This window comes from Shewanella sp. SM71 (assembly GCF_025653905.1).
GTDB classification, from domain to species: domain Bacteria; phylum Pseudomonadota; class Gammaproteobacteria; order Enterobacterales; family Shewanellaceae; genus Shewanella; species Shewanella oncorhynchi.
Genome location: NZ_JAKKRW010000028.1, coordinates 48,432 through 64,949 on the forward strand (window position 1 = coordinate 48,432; position 16,518 = coordinate 64,949).

Sequence of the window (16,518 nt, forward strand, 5' to 3'; positions counted from 1 at the left end):
ATTGCACCACTGATGTTTCATCTTAATTTCTGGTTCGGAGTGTGTATGAGTCTATTCATGTCTTACAAATTAGCGTCACTGGCATTAAACAATCGCATCGTGATGGCCCCTATGACTCGGGCGCGTACTACGCAGCCAGGTAATATTCCTAATGATCTGATGGCGCAATATTATGCCCAGCGCGCCTCGGCGGGGTTAATCATCACAGAAGCGACACAAATCTCCGATGACAGTCAAGGCTATTCATTTACGCCGGGCGTGTATACCGCTGAGCAAATTGAGGGCTGGAAAAAAGTCACAGCGGCGGTGCATCTGGCTGGTGGTAAAATCTTCAATCAAATTTGGCATGTTGGCCGTGTATCGCACCCGATTTTTCAGCAGGGTAATGCCCCGATTGCGCCATCAGCTATTGCGCCCGTTGGCACTAAAGTATGGATTGTGGATGAAGCGCATCCTGAAGGGCAAATGGTGGATTGCTCAGAACCTAAGGCTATGGTGCAAGCGGATATCGACCGCGTTGTGGCCGATTTTGCACAGGCGGGAGTGAATGCGGTTGTGGCGGGTTTTGATGGCATCGAAATTCACGGCGGCAATGGTTATCTGATTGACCAGTTTTTACGCACCTATTCAAACCACAGAACTGATGCCTACGGCGGTTCTCAGGAAAATCGCATTCGTTTTTTACTCGAAATTGTCCAAGCCGTGAGTGCGAAAATTGGTGCCAATAAAGTCGGGGTTCGCCTCGCCCCTTACGTGACGTTTAAAGATATGGCGTGTCCTGAAATTGTAGACACTATTCTGTTAGCGGCTAAGCATTTATCGGCATTGGGCGTGGCATATTTACATCTTTCTGAGGCGGATTGGGATGATGCGCCGCAGGTGCCAGAATCCTTTAGAGTCGAGCTGCGCAGAGTCTTTAAGGGCAGCATTATTGTTGCGGGTCGCTATGATGTGGCGCGTGCCAATGAAGTGATTGATAACGGTTATGCGGACTTAGTTGCCTTCGGTCGACCTTTTATTGCGAATCCTGATTTGCCTTACCGTTTAATGCATCAATTGCCTTTATCTGCATTCGACAAAGGGCCCTTGTTTGGCGGTAGTGCTGCGGGTTATACCGATTATCCTACACACAACGAAGCATTGAGAGCCGTCATCCGATCCGCTGACGATGAGGTGGCATAATGGATCGGGTTAACACTTTGTATGTTCAGCGCTTACCCGCTTGGCTCAGCTTAAGTCTATGGTTTTCAGGCTTTATAGGTATCGCTATTGTGGGTTTTAGCTTAGCAAGTCTGAGCATGGATGCGTTAGCCGCTCAAGGGGCAACAACACAGGATAGTGCTAAAGTGCGAGCGACATTAGTGCCAAAAGTGGCGGCAATGGAAACGATTTCTGATGAATCACCGCAGGCACTAGCTATCGCCCGCGCCGCTTTGTTATATGCCAGTTTTTGGCACACGGGCGATGCAAGTTTTGCCCACGGCGCATTGGCGACTGGTTTTATCGACCGTACTCTGCCCGCTGGCCGCGCACAGGGAATCACGGGGCCACTCGAAGCCTCAAAGGCATTTAGGGCGGCGGTCCCCGATCTCTCTGTTTCAGTTGAGCATTTGCTAGTCGTTGGCGATCGTGCAGTGGTACGTCTGCGTTTTAATGGCCGCTTTACTGGTGTCTTTGGTGAGCAAAAAGGCCAAGGGCAGAAAATCGATTTTCGTGCTGTTGACATGTATCGAGTACGGGATGGTTTCATCACAGATAACTGGCACCTAGAAGATTATCAAACGCTATTTTCTCAATTAGCTGCAGGGACTCAATCATGAATCAACGTCGACGATTTTTAATGGCAGGTGGCGCCATCGCTGCTGGGTTCGGCCTAAGCCAAACGGCGCTTGCTATTGGTTTACCATCATTAGATACCTTAGAAAATGATTCCAAAAGTTCAGGTGGCAATGGTATGAACAAAATATTTTGGCCAAGTGGTGAGCAGTTAGTGATTTCAATCTCAATGCAGTTTGAAGCAGGTGCTCAAGATAAAAATGCCGAAGGGCCGTTTCCGCCGATGGAAAAGGGCTACCCAGATACTATCACCCCGACTTGGTACGATTACGGTATGAACGAAGGCATTCCAAGGCTGCTGCGCTTGTGGCGTAAGCACAATATCAAGGTGACTTCTCACATGGTTGGGCGCGCCGCCGAGCTACATCCTCAACTTGCCAAACAAGTTGCAGATGAGGGGCATGAGATTTCGGGTCACGGACAAACGTGGACGCCACAATACAGCATGTCGCCAGCAGAGGAACGCGCCTCCTATGTGGCGAGTATTGAGACGCTGCAAAGGATCACAGGTCAGCGCCCCTTAGGTTTTAATGCCTTTTGGATGCGCCACAGCACTCAAACCCTCAATATTTTGCAGGACTTAGGTTTTATTTATCATATCGATGATCTATCGCGGGACGAACCTTCAATTATCCCTGTAGGAAATAAGCCTTTTGCTGTTGTGCCTTACACTTTACGTAACAATGATATCGGACGTTTTGGTGGCAACACAGCTATGACGGCCGCGGCCTTTTTACAGGAACTAAAGGATGAGTTCGATATGCTCTATCAAGAAGGTTCGACGCAGCGACGGATGATGTCGATCAGTGTGCACGACCGTATTGGTGGCGCTCCTGGACTTGTGACCGCTTTAGATAAGTTTATTCAGTACGCTAAAGATCACACCAATGTAGGCTTTATGCGTAAAGATGCTATTGCTAAGTGGGCGCTGGCGCAAAAGGACACACCGACCAATCCTGCAAGAACATTTTAGCCTGCTGTAGCTTTGTTGGAAGAGGTTTTAATGGTTAACAAAAAGCGCGTTGTTTAACGCGCTTTTTGTTTTTGGGAACCCTTATTACTGCGAGTCGAAAGTGATTAACGCATGGCCAACATGGCCCAAGTGCGGCGACCCTGCTCCAGAATTATCCCCACGGCAAGTCCCGCAGCGGCGTTGATGGCGAGGCAAGTCACAGCGGTTGATAAAATCACAAAGATACAGAAGGGCTTACCATCGATTAAGCGTTTCGACCATGCTAATTGCAGCCCCGCAGTGGTCAGTAAACTGCCGAGGATTGCCATAGGAATAAGGCTTAATAGCCAAGCGATATTAGTACCCCAGCACAGGGCTATCATTAAGCACGTACTGCCAAAAATTAACGGCGCCAGATAAGTGCGAGCACCAAAATGGTATTGCACCGCAAGTCCGCCCGCACCGTGGCACATGGCCGAGGCACCAAAGGGCGCGAGCAATAAGTTGGCAAGACCTGAGCTAATGGCGAAGTTTTTGGGTGTGAGTTTGGCGGCATCTTCAGGGAATTTCTCCTGCGCCATTACTGATGTAGCAATCACTGCATTGGTTAAGGTGAGAGCCAGTTGTGGCAAAACCAACAAAAGGGCGGCAGAGGTCCATTCAACTGATGTCGGCCACGCTAATTGAAATGGCGCTGTCATTGCTTGAATATCAAAGTTAGTGGCTAAACTAGTTTGTGTACTTGCTTGCCAAATCATCCCCGCTGCTATGACTAAGGGCATGGCAAGGTAACGCAGCGGCAAAAATTTACTGATAAATAACAGTACAAATGCCCCCACGCCAACCAGCCAAAATTCACTCATCATCTTAGTGCCCATCCACATCAGTTGCAGACCTATGGCGAGTTGAATGCCAACACTCACAGCTTGGGATAACTGTTTGGCTAACCAAGTGATGGCGCCGCTAAAGGCGAGAATTAACAGGATAATGCCCATTAACATGGCGCTTGCCTGCAACATGCCTGGGGTTAAGCCCTGAGCGATCACCAGTGCAGCGATGACTTTCATCGGTTGTACCGGAATCGGGCGACGGTAAAACAGCGCGCTGAGAATAGCGAATAGACCAAACCCCAAAAATATCCCTTGGGGCGAAAATTGATTGAGGGCAATTAGCCCTAGCACTAAAGGTAAAAAAGTGCCTAAGTCGGCAAAAGCGCCACTGGTTTCACCGAGTAAACGGTTGAATGAAGGATTAGATACTGTTTGGGAAATTTTGCCCGAGGTCATACTGATTGCCGTAATTGAACACACTATGACTACGCAAAATAAATGCCATAAAAATCAGATGATTTGGGGGGTAAACAGAGTCAAACTACCGTATTGAGTCACTCAATGAGACAAACTGGGGCAAGGCCGAAGAATGGCTGAGTCTAATTGTCTTTTTGAGTGAGAGTAACAAGATTATAAAAAAAGAGATCTTAGTAAAAACTAAGATCTCAAAGGGTATTACTGGGAACTCGATTTGGTTAATCAGCAGTGTTCACTTCGATACCTTACTAAAAGTAAGATATCTGTGATGCTCAAATCAGTGAACGATTCAATCAAGGCTGTTTGTGTTTTGGCCCTTGTTTACTTTTCATCGGGTCACCTTGATAACCTAGGGCTTGCCAATCGAGTCTTGTGCCTTTGTTATGGCAGTCGTTACAATTTAATGCTTGCTCCTTTGGTGACACCATATGGTTTATCCGCCACCACATTTCAGTGGCTGCAAAGTCATATTCCCCACTGTATTTGATACCTTTCTCAAGCATAGTCGTGTTCGCTTCCATTCCTAGTTTTGCCGCTAAGTTCCAATCAAACTCGCTCCAGAATCCCCCTTTGCCATAGGTTTTCGGTGTGATAAAAATATTGAGTTTTTTATCGTAAATTTGTTTACCCGTGTGCACCTTGAAAGGATAGATTTTTGCTTTGACATCATTTATATCGCCAATGGGATAGGTCAATTTAGTGACTGTACTTGGATCCATTTTATCACCTGCCATATAAGCATTGGCTGTGCCGTTGTACCAAGCGTATTGGGGTTTGACCATTTTTTCCCAAACAAAATCTCCTTTTTTCTTTTGGTAGGTATGCTTACCGTATTGGTCGAGTGTTTCTTTTTTATCATCTCCAGCTGTTGACCAGTCCCAGCGCATTTTTGTCGGTTCGTTTTTAGCAAAATACGGAATATGACAGGTTTGACAGGCAACTGCCGCTGTATGAGTATTGAGTTTTTTGTTCGCGTGCGGCGCTGATTCGTGGCAGTTTTCACAGCCAATATGGTCGACACCACCGGGTGAAACCCCCATAGCATTACCTGAGATCATGTGTTTCTCAGTGGTGTGGCAGTTCTGACATTGAAAGTCATTACCGTCGCTATCCATATGCACATCCGTCGCTTTGTCTGGATAAGACATGGATGAGTCTAAGTCCCCATGTTTTACCGCGTCACCACCGCCACCATAGAAGTGGCAACTACCGCAGTTATCCCGTACAGGTTCGCCAACGTTTTGAGCTATTTTAGTCAGATCGAGCTTTGCCATAGGTTCACCTGCGCCAGCGGGATCTTTAACATAAGTTCCTGTAGTGTCGTGACAAACTAGGCAGTCGACTTTGGTTTTATCTTTAAAGTCAAAGTTACTGTCTTTCCAACCATAACCCGCGTGACAACTGGTACAGCGGGGTTCATTGCTGGAAATGGCAACGCAGAAGTTATTAATGCTGTTTTTCTTACCTCTTACGACTGTCCTATCGGGAAGTTTTTGTTCTAACTCCCAAGTCCAATGGGAGGTTTTCATCACGTCAGTCGCTTGATTTTCATGGCAGACTAAACATTGTGTGGTCACCTGTGAGCCTGTGGTAAACGGGCCTTTAAGTGCCTCTTTATGGGGATTAGCGGCGTAGGCATTTAATGTCATGCCCGCTAAGGCAATGAGGATGAGCTTATTCATTTTGTACTCCCACCCTCGATGTAACCGAGGGCTGATCGTTGTTATCAATGACGGATTAGAAGTTGATGGTGAGTGAGGCGTTGACATCAAACGCGGTATCAACCACTGGCAACATGGAATAAGCAGAGCCAGCTAGCACATCGTCGATTTTTTGTGGAGCACCCACAGGTGTACCGCTGCCTGTGTACTCGTAGTCGTAATAAAGGCCAGCAAGTTTGATAAACATTTTGGGGTTAATATCAAAGATGTAATAGGCTTCTGCTACATGTCCTCGGGTAGCTAACTTACTACCAATAGGGTCATCCTGTGCCTGGGTAAAAGGCGTCCAATATTCGGAGCCATAGTTATATTCCAGACCCAATTTGCCGTAGGGAGCAGGAATTTGTACGCCGACATAAATACCATAACCGTCTTTGGCTTCGGTATCGTCACTGGTTTTTGGCACCATAATAATCTCAGTACCAGTGCTGTTTAGCTCGGCTTCAAATATGGCATCGGATAACATGCCGCCAAACATGCCTGCGTTACCGTTAGGCTCGGCGCGAGTCCAGCCGAATGATGCAAACCATTTGATATCGTTTGCTTCTTCGCGCGCAAAACCAATTCCTCCTAGATACATGTCGCCGATAACCCCGCTGGGTTGTACTCGGGTAACAAAGTTAAAGTTGTCGAACTTTTGCATATCTTGATACATGGTGGGGGCGAAAATGCCTGCAAGCTGGGTAGGGAAGGCCATGGTGCCTTTAAAGCCGTCATTAACATCTTTGGCGCCAAACAGGGTGAACTGGAGGAAGTTGGTGCCATCGTTGATCGCATCGATATTAAAGCCACCAAGGTGAGTATCCTTGGTGACAATATCACCAAACATTTCGCCATTTCCCCATTGTGATTCAAAGCCTTGGCCGTAACAGAAACGGACGACTTGGCCTTCGATACCTGTGATTTCGCCTAGGTTGTAGCCTAACGTGGCGCCATCGAAGTTGAAGTTGACTAAATGTCCTGAAGGTGTGCCGCCACGCATTTCATTCTCGCGGTAGTGACTGGGTGGACCATAGGTGGAAGGGCGACGACCTATGGAAAGATAAAACTCTGATCCATTAATGTTTTTCCAATCGAAATAGGCGCGTTCAACCCGCAGCCAGTCACCACTGGTATTGCCGCTACTGGTACCATCCATAGTGAAAGACCGCCAAGAATCAAATACTTGAACTCCGGTAGAATCACCCCAGTTTTTATACATACTGAGGCGGCCAGCAAAACTGACGTTATCCCATACCTTAGCTTTCAGATTTAACCGCAGGCGAGTGGTGTAAAAAATATCGTTATCTATATCCTGTACACTTTTGGGCGCGAGCACATAGGGCATAACACCTTGTAACATGCCATTTTGGAAGGCTGCAGCAAGGTCTGGATTAGCTTGCATCATTTTCCCTAGTGGGGAGTTGAGATCGTTGGGCATACCGAAAGCGCCGGACATGGCTTTGGCACCAAAGTCGTTGAAATTGACTTTGATGGCAGGGTTCCAGACAACATCGCGGTAATGTAGTGAATGAGCTTTAGTGCGGAAATCACCTGTAATTTCAAGGCGGTCTAACGATGTGTGCCGCTCGGTTTTGTCGACGCGATTATTGAGATCATCCAATTGCTCGGTAATATCGGCAAGTTTATGTTTTAACTCGGTAATTTTTTGATTTTCCTGTTGCACATCATTAGGTGTAGCAAAAGATTGGCCTGACATAAACAAGGCATTGGCAACGAGGATTGAGATAAGAGTACGCATAAGGTTTCTCCCAGAGTTGTTCTGTTGGCATTATTGCGCTAAGTGCATTTCGCCAAATTTACCCAATAGGAGTCCCTGAGGTGTGTTCCCCATTTTTCTCGAATTGGTTTTTTAATTTTTAATTCAATGTGTTAGTGAGCATTTGCAGGGGAGCTCTCTACCATTGTCTTAGGCCATAACGTTGGCAGAGATCAACCGCAGGTTTGGGGTTGGTCCGAGTCGGCGGCGTGGTCATACAAAAATTGCTGTATATCCTTGAGGTCTTGCTCCGAGAGGCTATTGAATACCTCTGGTTTGAATTTGTGCTTATCTTTATCAAAGAAGCGATCCCACTGGCTCATCGTTTTGGCCATTGGCGTGAGTTCACCACCTTCACCGCCTTGGCTATGGCAGACTTTGCATTCTTTTTTGTACAAATGTTTACCTTTCTTTGGATTACCTCCCTCTGCGGCATACGCATTAATACTTAAGCTGCCGATCACTGCCATGGCAATTGCTATCTTAGTTGACGTTTTCATCATCTCATTCCTTACTTTTTGTGATCATTTACATTTATTTGTTGGTTAAGTGTTTTTATTGATTCCACTTTGTAAATTAATTTATCAAATCCTACGGTGTGTAAATTTGAGGTATATCACTTTCATTAAAAAAATCTAATTGATAAAAAGTTCATTGATAAAAATCTAATTGATGATGTTATAGAGCGGTATGATTATTTTTTTCTTATTTAAAAACAATCAACTAGTCTACGTGCTAAATTAGCTCTGATAACTTTGAGTTTCGGGTTTTGCGCCTAAAGCACAAAAAATGGACTGTGATTAAGCTAACACTTTGTAAAATATGCACTCACTAAAGTAGTGATGTTGAAACTTAGCAGCTGTTTGGCAGGCTTTATTGGGAAGTAAATAATGCCAGAGTTGACTCTGGCATTATTGATTTTGGGGATAGGTTTGGTTGTCTTTCGAAGCAAGATAACTTAGATAAAAGTAGACTCAGAACGGATTAAGGTTGCTGGCGCGTTGGTGCTAGAACGATTTCGCGTACGCACACATTTTGCGGTTGTTGCCATGCAAACAGTGCAGCAGCGGCGACGTTTTCAGGGGCGATAACGCCGCCTATTTCTTCTTTCCAGTCATGGTAACCCGCTTTAATGTCATCGCTGGTGGTATGGCTCAACAACTCGGTTTCTACTGCGCCGGGGGCGATAGTGATAAGGCGTACGTCATCCATGGCGACTTCTTCACGAATGTTTTCTGTTAAGGCGTGCACGGCAAATTTAGTAGCGCAGTAAGCGGCGTGGTTTGGAAAGGTTTTACGCCCCGCCACTGAGCTGACATTAATGATAGTGCCAGTTTTGCGAGCTTTCATGTCGGCTAATACCGCATGAATACCATTAAGCACGCCCATCACATTGATATTGAGCATGCGGCTCCATTCATTGGGATCTTGCACATCGATTTGGCCTAGTAGCATGATTCCCGCGTTATTGATAAGACAGCCGACCGGGCCAAATTGTGCTTCTGCTTGGGTTATGGCTGTTTTAATAGCTGCACCGTCGGTGACATCGACGCTGATAGAAAGGCTGTTTGGTAATTCAAGCGCTTGCATTGCTTCAACTCGGCGTGCCAGTAATAGCAGCGGGTGGCCTGCAGCGCTAAAGCTTTTGGCCATAGCGGCGCCAATACCCGATGAAGCGCCCGTGATGACAACCAGTGATTTAGTAACTTGATTCATTAGTATTTCCTATTAATTGGAGCCAATGTAAGCCGTAAACAAACTGTTGTTCGGCGTCTTGAACTTGTTAACCAGTATAGACTGGGGATTTTCAGTCGAAAAATACTTATTCCAGCTGGATATGATAGGCTCAGCCTATGGCACTATTGTTGAAATTTGTGCTGAACTCGTCGGTTGTCGGAGAAGATTAAATGGTCGATTTGCGTTTGCTGCGTTTCTTTATCGCAATTTTTGAAGAGAACAATATTACCTCGGCGGCTAACCGTTGCTTTGTGAGCCAGCCTTCACTGTCTGCTGGGTTAAAGCAACTCGAAGAAGAGCTTGGTGGTCAGTTATTTGAGCGCAGCAAAAAAGGCGTTAAACCTTTGGACAGCGCGCACTATCTATACCCTTTGGCGGTTAAATTAGTCGAGGAGGCGAGTAAGTTACCAAGCTTGTTTATGGCGAAGGCAAGCCGGCAAAAGCTACGTTTGGCTGTGATGCCAGATTTAAGCCAGCGGCGTTTGGCAGGATTTTTACAACAGGTGAATCAAGCCATTGATAAGCTAGATCTTGAACTGGTGGACTATCAAAGCCCCGCAGATTGCCGTTTAAGCATCGACAGCTTGCGCCATGAAGATGAGGTATTTTTTCCGCTGTGGGAGGAGGATTATGTGCTCTGCGTCCCCAAGGATCATACCCTCGCCCAAGTAGATAACCTACGCCCCGAGCAGCTCAATGGCTTTGACTTTATTGAGTGCCCACCCTGTGAAGCCCATCAGCAAACGATAGGTTTATTGGCGTGCAGCAATATGTCGCTTAATTTGGTCGCTAAGGCTGAGTCAAAATCTCTAGTGATGTCGCTAGTGTTAGCCGGATTTGGCGTGAGTTTTTTACCCGATGGTTTGATTGAAGATGAGCCTAGGCTCAAGCAAGTGAAATTTGATGGTCCGAGAATGTTCCGTCGTATTGGTTTGTGTTATCCCTCCCATCAGGCAGTTGCGCCAACATTGGCGACCTTGTTACGGCATTTAGCCGCTCGATCGAATTAATTCCAAGTTAGTTTTGGGTTATCAGCATTCAGATTAGTGAGTCGCTAAGGGCGATTCAGTGAGATTAAGTGGAGGCTCGACGCCGTAGGATTTAAATAGTTGAGTAATTTCACCTGAGGTGCGCATGTCGTCGACTATCTGGTGAACTTGCTTGGCATATTGATGCTGCGGCGACATGAGCGGAATACTGAAATAGCGGCCATTTTTGCTGATATCTACGTATGCCATCTGTTTGAGTTGGGGATCTTTGGCAAAAAATTGCATCTCATGCTGTTCGGAGGTGATGGCTAAATCGATACGCTCAGCCTTCAACATATTGATTAACTGACCGTTATCATTAACAAAAGACACTTTTAGTTGGTTTTGATTGTCATTGAACTGCGGACAGTAAAAAGCGCCTCTAAGTGCGCCAATGATATGAGGTTTTAGTTCATCGAAATGTTTGACTTCAAGTTGTCTATTCGCAAGGGCAAAGTAATAGACGTAGCGCTTGTCGTATCCTAGAAGCATAGGGTCTAGAAAATCGTTGCGCTCTGGCGTCATCGAATGGACAGGGATTAGGTCGACTTGTCCCATTTCTGCCACTTTAATTGTGCGTGCCCAAGGCACATTACTCCAATTTATCTTGTGACCTAGGCGGGCGATGACTTCATTGATGACAGCTGCACCTGGGCCTTTGCACTCACCATTTTCGACATAAATAACAGGATGCCTATCGCGGCAGTGTGCTTGCCAGACAACAGCAGAGGTTTCTGCCCTTGCTTGGGACAGAAATAAGCATGAAATGACAATGATCAGTATCAGCCTCATTCATCTTGCCTATTAAAATGCTCAGTTTTAATTTAGGGCTGGACAGTTAATTCGACTAGGTTTTATTTTTGAGTCGTTTAGCTGCGCAGGTTTGGTCAATAATTGATTGTAGTGCTTATACATCCACTGTGCTTTTTAAGTAATTATAAATTCACTCTATTTTGTAACCAAACGGTTTGGCCTGTTAAATCTGACCAAACCTTTCCAGGGGCTCATTCGCTGCTAGGAAACTTACCTATCCGACTCAAGATAGGGCGTTAATTGGGTTTCAATAGCCTCAATTTGAGTTTCGGCGTAGGCAAGTTCGGATTCGGTTAAACATGATTTTGCGGTGTTTTGATGGAGTCGTTGAGCGCTATTCATCCCGTATTTACCAAAATGACGTAGCAATAAACTAGACCAAATAAACATTTGTATAGGTTTATTTAATTGTTCTGCGCCGTAAATATTGACCAGCTCCCGCATAGCAATTTCATGACCTAGCTCTGCCGATTTGACGTACCAAGCTTCTGCCGCTTGTAGAGCCTCTTGAGTGGTTTTTTCACCACTTAAAAATGATTCAGCCTTATAGAAATAAAAATATTGTTGTTGCTCAGCGGGGATTGGATGCTGATGCAAGAAACTGTCACGTAGACGCTCAGCCTCTCTTATCTCTAAGGTACCTAGTTGCTGACTGAATCTGGCTAATTCTTTTAGATGATCGGCTCTATTGCTCATGGCCGCGAGCTGGTAATACATTAACGCTTTAATCGGTTGGCGACTCACGCCTAAACCTTGCTCATAAATCTTGCCTAAGCCTAGCAGTGCGTCTTCATTCCACTTAAGTGCGAATTCTTCAAAGTCAATTTTAGCCTGTTGGTAATCACTCTCATTTTGTGGCGCTTTCAGTAAAAGATGAGCAAATTCAATCTTAGCGAAGTCATTACCTCTAGCGACAGATTGGCTTAACCAATGGCGCGCCTTGTCATAGTCGACAGCAAAATCTTCACCGTAGAGGAAACGTTTACCAAGATAATACTGGCGGAAATCATCGTCTGCGGCGCGCTCGCTAAGTAATGCCTCTGCACGCGCTAAATCTTTAGGTCCACCTTGGCCTGCAGCAAGCATATGCCCTAGATCATCTTTTGCTAATTCATAATCAGCGGCTGCGGATTTCTCAAAGTATTCACGTGCTTTGATATAGTCCGAAGTGACGCGCTCATCATGCCAGTAGAGTGTGGCTAAATGGTAATAGGCTCTTTGGTTTTCTTGTGCGGCGGCTTTTTCGAACCAGTAAATTGCTTGGCTAGCATCGGGATCGAGAAAGGGCTGGCTTAGATACAAGTAAGCAAGCTCATATTGAAACTCGGCTTGCCCCGCTTCGGCATTAGGTTTGAGCTGTTCTGCCTGTGCGATTAACTCATCGAGTGTTTGCGACTCAGAAGAGAGCAAATTAGGTAGTGTGAGCATGGGTAAATATTGAGGCTCTATTTCGGCGGCTTTTTTATACCAATCGTTAGATGCCTTGGGATCGGCGGGAACTTGTGGGAATCGACCGGAATAAAGTTCGGCCATAGCAATGGCGGCAACGGCTAAGCCTTTATCGACTGCCTGCTGAATATAATCTAGGCCAGAGTTGACTTCGCCTTGATTAATCAGTGTTAAGCCATGATTGAGTAGCGCAGTAGGATCACCTGTGGCAAGTGCTTTAGCTTGCACTTGTTTTTTTTGATATTTAGCGAAAAAAATAAACAGTACAATAAAAGCAATAATTATGAGTATCAACAACATAGTAGTCCATCACTATCGATATTTGGGAGTATAGTAAACGTAAATTTTTACAAGAATGCAAGTTTACAATTTGGGCTAGGCTGATCGACTAAGCCGATCAATCCCATGGGCATTAGCGTTATTTATCTTGCAGATGGATCTCCCTAATGGGGCAGGCAATCTCGATTCCCGCCTGCTTAAGGGTGTTATAAAGAGCGAGGTTCACCTTATATTTATGCTGAAAATAGCTTTGTGTGGGCACCCAGTAACGAACCCCCATTTCAATTCCATTAGCATTAAAACCATTGATGCCAATATTAGGTGTGGTCTCTTGATAAACATAGGGATTATTGCTCAATAACTCAGTAATCACACTAATGGCTCGTTCGGGATCTGTGTTGTAACTGAGATTGAACTGGGTTTCGACTAGCTTATTGCTGAAGGAGTTGTGCAGAATTTCGCCGACGATATGCTTATTAGGAATGCTGATTTGCTCACCTTCCTCATTGGTCAGTATGGTCATGCCTAAGTGGATACGTTTAACAACGCCGCTTTCCCCTTTAATTTCAATAGTATTGCCTACCACAAAAGGGCGGGTGACGATAATAGTCACGCCTGCGGCATAGTTCGCTAGCATACCTTGTAAGGCTAAACCTGCGCCGAGGGAGGCGGCACCAATTGCTGCAACCATAGGGGTAATACTGATGCCGATTTTGCCGAGGGCGATAATCCCGACCATGACTATGATCAGAATGCGGATAAGATTGCTGACAAAATTGCTTAGGGTGATATCGATATTGTGTTTGTCGAATTGCTTAGCGACTAAGCGTGATACTTTACTGGCTACCCATAAACCTAACAAAAAGATCAGCAAAGCACCTACGAGTTGGAAGCTGTAGGTGACTAAAAACTCGGTGATGAGTTGATAAACGCCTTGTAGTTGCTGCAATTCTTGATCGAGTCCAGGTGTTATCATTATGATATCCTTGTAATAAAATTAACTGTGCGATTATAGCGTAGAAATTCCACCAAATACTTTTCGCCCTTCATGTGTGAAGCGTATCATGTAATCGTGGTTGGTTTAATGAGTCGATAGGGGGAGTCAGGTATGCTGTTCGCCTATCCAATAATGGAGTCGAGTGTTTATGAAAACGCTGTTGTTATGTTTGTCTTGTCTGTTAACCCCAATCTGGGCGTATGCTGCGAGTTATGTTGCCGGAGATGCGATTAATCCCATTTCACTTCTCGACCAAAATGATAAAACCATTAATGTGACTGATGAGACTCAAGTGCTGCTCTTTAGTCGCAGCATGAAAGGCGGTGATGTGATTAAGGATGCACTTACGCCCTTGAGCGCGACTCAAATGCCAACGGGTTTAGTTTATGTTGCCGATATCAGTGGTATGCCTTCTTTGATCGCTAAATTTGTGGCTGTGCCACAGATGCAAGATTTACCTTTTGCGATTGGGTTAGATAGGGATGGTGAGATCAGTCGTTTATTACCTGATAACAAAGATATGGCCACTATGATATTACTCAAGCAGCGTAACATTCTGGACATTGCCTATTTTGATTCCAGTGAAGCCTTGAACCAAGCCCTCGCAAAACTCAATCAGCCGCAGTAACAACTCGATTTAACGGACGTATTTTAAGGCATCCATTCGTCTTCTTTTCGCTGTGTGATTGTTACTTCAAGATAACTGTTTTTAGATGGATATTTTGGCTCCAGCCAGTCTATCCATCTCCCTTCCGATAACGTCGTAAAAAATTCACTTTTTATTCTGATAATGAACACAAATTTACCTTAGGGTTTGTGTGCATAATTATTTGTTTTATAGCGCCTTTTTCTGATGGTTCAGTTCCTTAAAGAATTGGGGAATAAAAAGTTATTAATTCAGCATAAAAATTCGTTGCGTAAAGCGAAAAAATATCGTTTACTGCGCACGTTTTTAATACATCACACTTACTGTTATCTATCTGACCCAAAGGAGACTCTGGCCCAATGAGCCAATTTCAATCTATTGATGTTGCTGACTATTATGATATGGACACATTCAAGCGTATTGAAGCGTTTGCCAAAGACAAAGCAACCCCGTTCGTAGTGATCGATACAAGTATCATAGCGAAACAATACGATGACATGGTTAATAGTTTTCCTTACGCCAACGTTTATTATGCAGTTAAGGCAAACCCCGCGGCCGAGATCTTATCTTTACTAAAAGATAAAGGGTCAAACTTTGATATTGCCTCGATTTATGAGCTAGATATGGTCATGAATGTCGGTGTGACAACCGATCGAGTCAGCTATGGTAATACCATTAAAAAGCGTCAAGATGTGCGTGCATTTTATGAGCGTGGCGTGCGTATGTATGCATCTGACTCAGAAGCTGATTTGCGAATGATCGCTGAAGAAGCACCGGGTTCACGTATTTATGTGCGCATTCTGACCGAAGGTACAGATACTGCTGATTGGCCGTTATCCCGTAAATTCGGCTGCCAAAACGAAATGGCCTATGAGCTATTAGTATTGGCACAGGAATTAGGCTTAGAGCCTTTTGGTATTTCTTTCCATGTGGGTTCTCAGCAACGTGACATAGGTGCTTGGGATTCCGCTATTGGTAAAGTGAAAAGCATTTTTGACCGTCTACGTGATGAGCACAATATCACCTTGAAGATGATCAATATGGGTGGCGGTTTCCCTGCTAACTATATTGATAAAACCAATCAATTGGGTGTGTATGCCGAGCAAATCACCCACTTCCTGAAGGAAGATTTTGGTGATGATTTACCACAAATTATTTTGGAACCAGGTCGTTCGTTGATTTCTAACGCGGGGATTTTAGTGTCTGAAGTGGTACTGATCAGCAAAAAATCTTACACAGCGTTAGAACGTTGGGTGTTTACCGATGTGGGTAAATTCTCTGGCTTGATTGAAACGATGGATGAGGCGATTAAGTTCCCGATTTATACTGAGCGTCAAGGCGAGCTGGATAAATGCGTGATTGCCGGCCCAACCTGTGACAGTGCAGATATCATGTATGAGCACTATAGCTATGGCTTACCAAATGACTTAGCCATTGGCGACCGTATGTATTGGTTAACCGCAGGGGCTTATACGACGACGTATTCAGCAGTATGCTTTAACGGTTTCCCACCGCTGAAGGATTACTATCTGTAAGCGATTGTGGTGACATTAATAAGGGCGCTTAGGCGCCCTTATTTGTCTTTAGAGTAATAGCGGGATTACTCGTGGGATTTGAGGATCTGATAAATTTCCTCTTTTAAATGTAACTTTCTGCTTTTGAGTTCTTTCACAGTGGGATTGAAATCACTGGCGACACGTTTTTCCAGTTGTTTGATTTCCTCGTCTAACTGATTATGCTCATTATGTAGTGGCACACTAATTTTGGCCACCTAAATAGAGGTGATATTATTACCTCGTAGATGACTTTAGGTGAACACATGAGATCGACAACCAGAAAAACATTTAGTGCTGAATTCAAACTTGAAGCAGCCCAATTAGTCCTCGATAAAAACCATAGCATCATCGAAGCTGCAAAGGCGATGAACGTAGGTAAGTCCACTATGGATAAATGGGTGAGACAGTTAAAACTAGAACGCCAGGGTGGCACACCAA

The 16,518-nt window shown here is 45.0% G+C and carries 15 protein-coding genes and 1 pseudogene; 7 read left to right on the forward strand and 9 right to left on the reverse strand.

The annotated features are described in order from the left end of the window. Nucleotides 1–45: 45 nt before the first annotated feature. The 3 genes from L5L97_RS21050 to L5L97_RS21060 are packed head-to-tail and all read left to right on the forward strand — an operon-like array spanning nucleotide 46 to nucleotide 2,809. The gene (locus L5L97_RS21050) at nucleotides 46–1,182 is read left to right on the forward strand and encodes an alkene reductase (protein WP_263183870.1); all 1,137 of its coding nucleotides are present in this window, start codon (nucleotides 46–48) and stop codon (nucleotides 1,180–1,182) included. After that, a complete protein-coding gene (locus L5L97_RS21055) occupies nucleotides 1,182–1,820 on the forward strand; it encodes an ester cyclase (protein WP_263183871.1) in 639 nt (212 codons plus the stop codon). Before L5L97_RS21050 ends, L5L97_RS21055 begins: the two co-directional genes overlap by 1 nt. Next, entirely contained in the window at nucleotides 1,817–2,809 is a 993-nt protein-coding gene (locus L5L97_RS21060) for a polysaccharide deacetylase family protein (RefSeq protein WP_198573045.1), read from the forward strand. Before L5L97_RS21055 ends, L5L97_RS21060 begins: the two co-directional genes overlap by 4 nt. Nucleotides 2,810–2,913: 104 nt before the next feature. Here the strand turns inward: L5L97_RS21060 and L5L97_RS21065 are convergent, their stop codons facing one another. The 5 genes from L5L97_RS21065 to L5L97_RS21085 all read right to left on the reverse strand — a co-directional run bounded on the left by L5L97_RS21065 (nucleotide 2,914) and on the right by L5L97_RS21085 (nucleotide 9,291). After that, entirely contained in the window at nucleotides 2,914–4,074 is a 1,161-nt protein-coding gene (locus L5L97_RS21065; RefSeq protein WP_106649267.1) for a putative sulfate/molybdate transporter, read from the reverse strand. Nucleotides 4,075–4,388: 314 nt separating this feature from the next. Continuing rightward, the gene (locus L5L97_RS21070) at nucleotides 4,389–5,777 is read right to left on the reverse strand and encodes a tetrathionate reductase family octaheme c-type cytochrome (protein WP_263142575.1); all 1,389 of its coding nucleotides are present in this window, start codon (nucleotides 5,775–5,777) and stop codon (nucleotides 4,389–4,391) included. Nucleotides 5,778–5,832: 55 nt separating this feature from the next. Continuing rightward, complete coding sequence (locus L5L97_RS21075) at nucleotides 5,833–7,557, reverse strand: DUF3373 domain-containing protein (RefSeq protein ID WP_263142573.1); 1,725 nt, start codon at nucleotides 7,555–7,557, stop codon at nucleotides 5,833–5,835. Between the two features lie 191 nt (nucleotides 7,558–7,748). Continuing rightward, nucleotides 7,749–8,078: a cytochrome c gene (locus L5L97_RS21080; protein ID WP_263142571.1), complete on the reverse strand. Its 330-nt coding sequence runs from the start codon at nucleotides 8,076–8,078 to the stop codon at nucleotides 7,749–7,751. Between the two features lie 481 nt (nucleotides 8,079–8,559). Continuing rightward, a complete protein-coding gene (locus L5L97_RS21085; RefSeq protein ID WP_263183872.1) occupies nucleotides 8,560–9,291 on the reverse strand; it encodes an SDR family oxidoreductase in 732 nt (243 codons plus the stop codon). 191 nt (nucleotides 9,292–9,482) lie between these two features. On the opposite strand from L5L97_RS21085, the gene L5L97_RS21090 reads away from it, so the two are divergent. Beyond that, on the forward strand, nucleotides 9,483–10,322 hold the full coding sequence (locus L5L97_RS21090) for a LysR family transcriptional regulator (RefSeq protein WP_263142569.1): 840 nt from the start codon (nucleotides 9,483–9,485) through the stop codon (nucleotides 10,320–10,322). Between the two features lie 33 nt (nucleotides 10,323–10,355). On the opposite strand, the gene L5L97_RS21095 is transcribed toward L5L97_RS21090, so the two are convergent. From L5L97_RS21095 to L5L97_RS21105, 3 genes are all read right to left on the reverse strand, one after another. Beyond that, nucleotides 10,356–11,132 carry a substrate-binding periplasmic protein gene (locus L5L97_RS21095; RefSeq protein ID WP_263142567.1) on the reverse strand — a complete coding sequence of 259 codons (777 nt, stop codon included), beginning with the start codon at nucleotides 11,130–11,132 and terminating at the stop codon, nucleotides 10,356–10,358. 231 nt (nucleotides 11,133–11,363) lie between these two features. Beyond that, the gene (locus L5L97_RS21100; protein ID WP_263142565.1) at nucleotides 11,364–12,902 is read right to left on the reverse strand and encodes a tetratricopeptide repeat protein; all 1,539 of its coding nucleotides are present in this window, start codon (nucleotides 12,900–12,902) and stop codon (nucleotides 11,364–11,366) included. Between the two features lie 118 nt (nucleotides 12,903–13,020). Next, nucleotides 13,021–13,857 (reverse strand): mechanosensitive ion channel family protein, encoded by an 837-nt coding sequence (locus tag L5L97_RS21105; RefSeq protein ID WP_105251254.1) that lies wholly within the window; start codon nucleotides 13,855–13,857, stop codon nucleotides 13,021–13,023. 169 nt (nucleotides 13,858–14,026) lie between these two features. On the opposite strand from L5L97_RS21105, the gene L5L97_RS21110 reads away from it, so the two are divergent. Then, nucleotides 14,027–14,506 carry a hypothetical protein gene (locus L5L97_RS21110; RefSeq protein WP_105251255.1) on the forward strand — a complete coding sequence of 160 codons (480 nt, stop codon included), beginning with the start codon at nucleotides 14,027–14,029 and terminating at the stop codon, nucleotides 14,504–14,506. Between the two features lie 377 nt (nucleotides 14,507–14,883). Further along, complete coding sequence (locus L5L97_RS21115; RefSeq protein ID WP_105251256.1) at nucleotides 14,884–16,059, forward strand: type III PLP-dependent enzyme; 1,176 nt, start codon at nucleotides 14,884–14,886, stop codon at nucleotides 16,057–16,059. 65 nt (nucleotides 16,060–16,124) lie between these two features. Here the strand turns inward: L5L97_RS21115 and L5L97_RS21120 are convergent. Then, nucleotides 16,125–16,268, reverse strand: a pseudogene (locus L5L97_RS21120) (YdcH family protein); the annotation flags it as partial. A gap of 75 nt (nucleotides 16,269–16,343) precedes the next feature. Between L5L97_RS21120 and L5L97_RS21125 the strand changes: the two are divergent. After that, nucleotides 16,344–16,518 (forward strand): transposase (locus L5L97_RS21125; protein ID WP_263148818.1); only part of this gene is annotated, 175 nt, incomplete at its 3' end.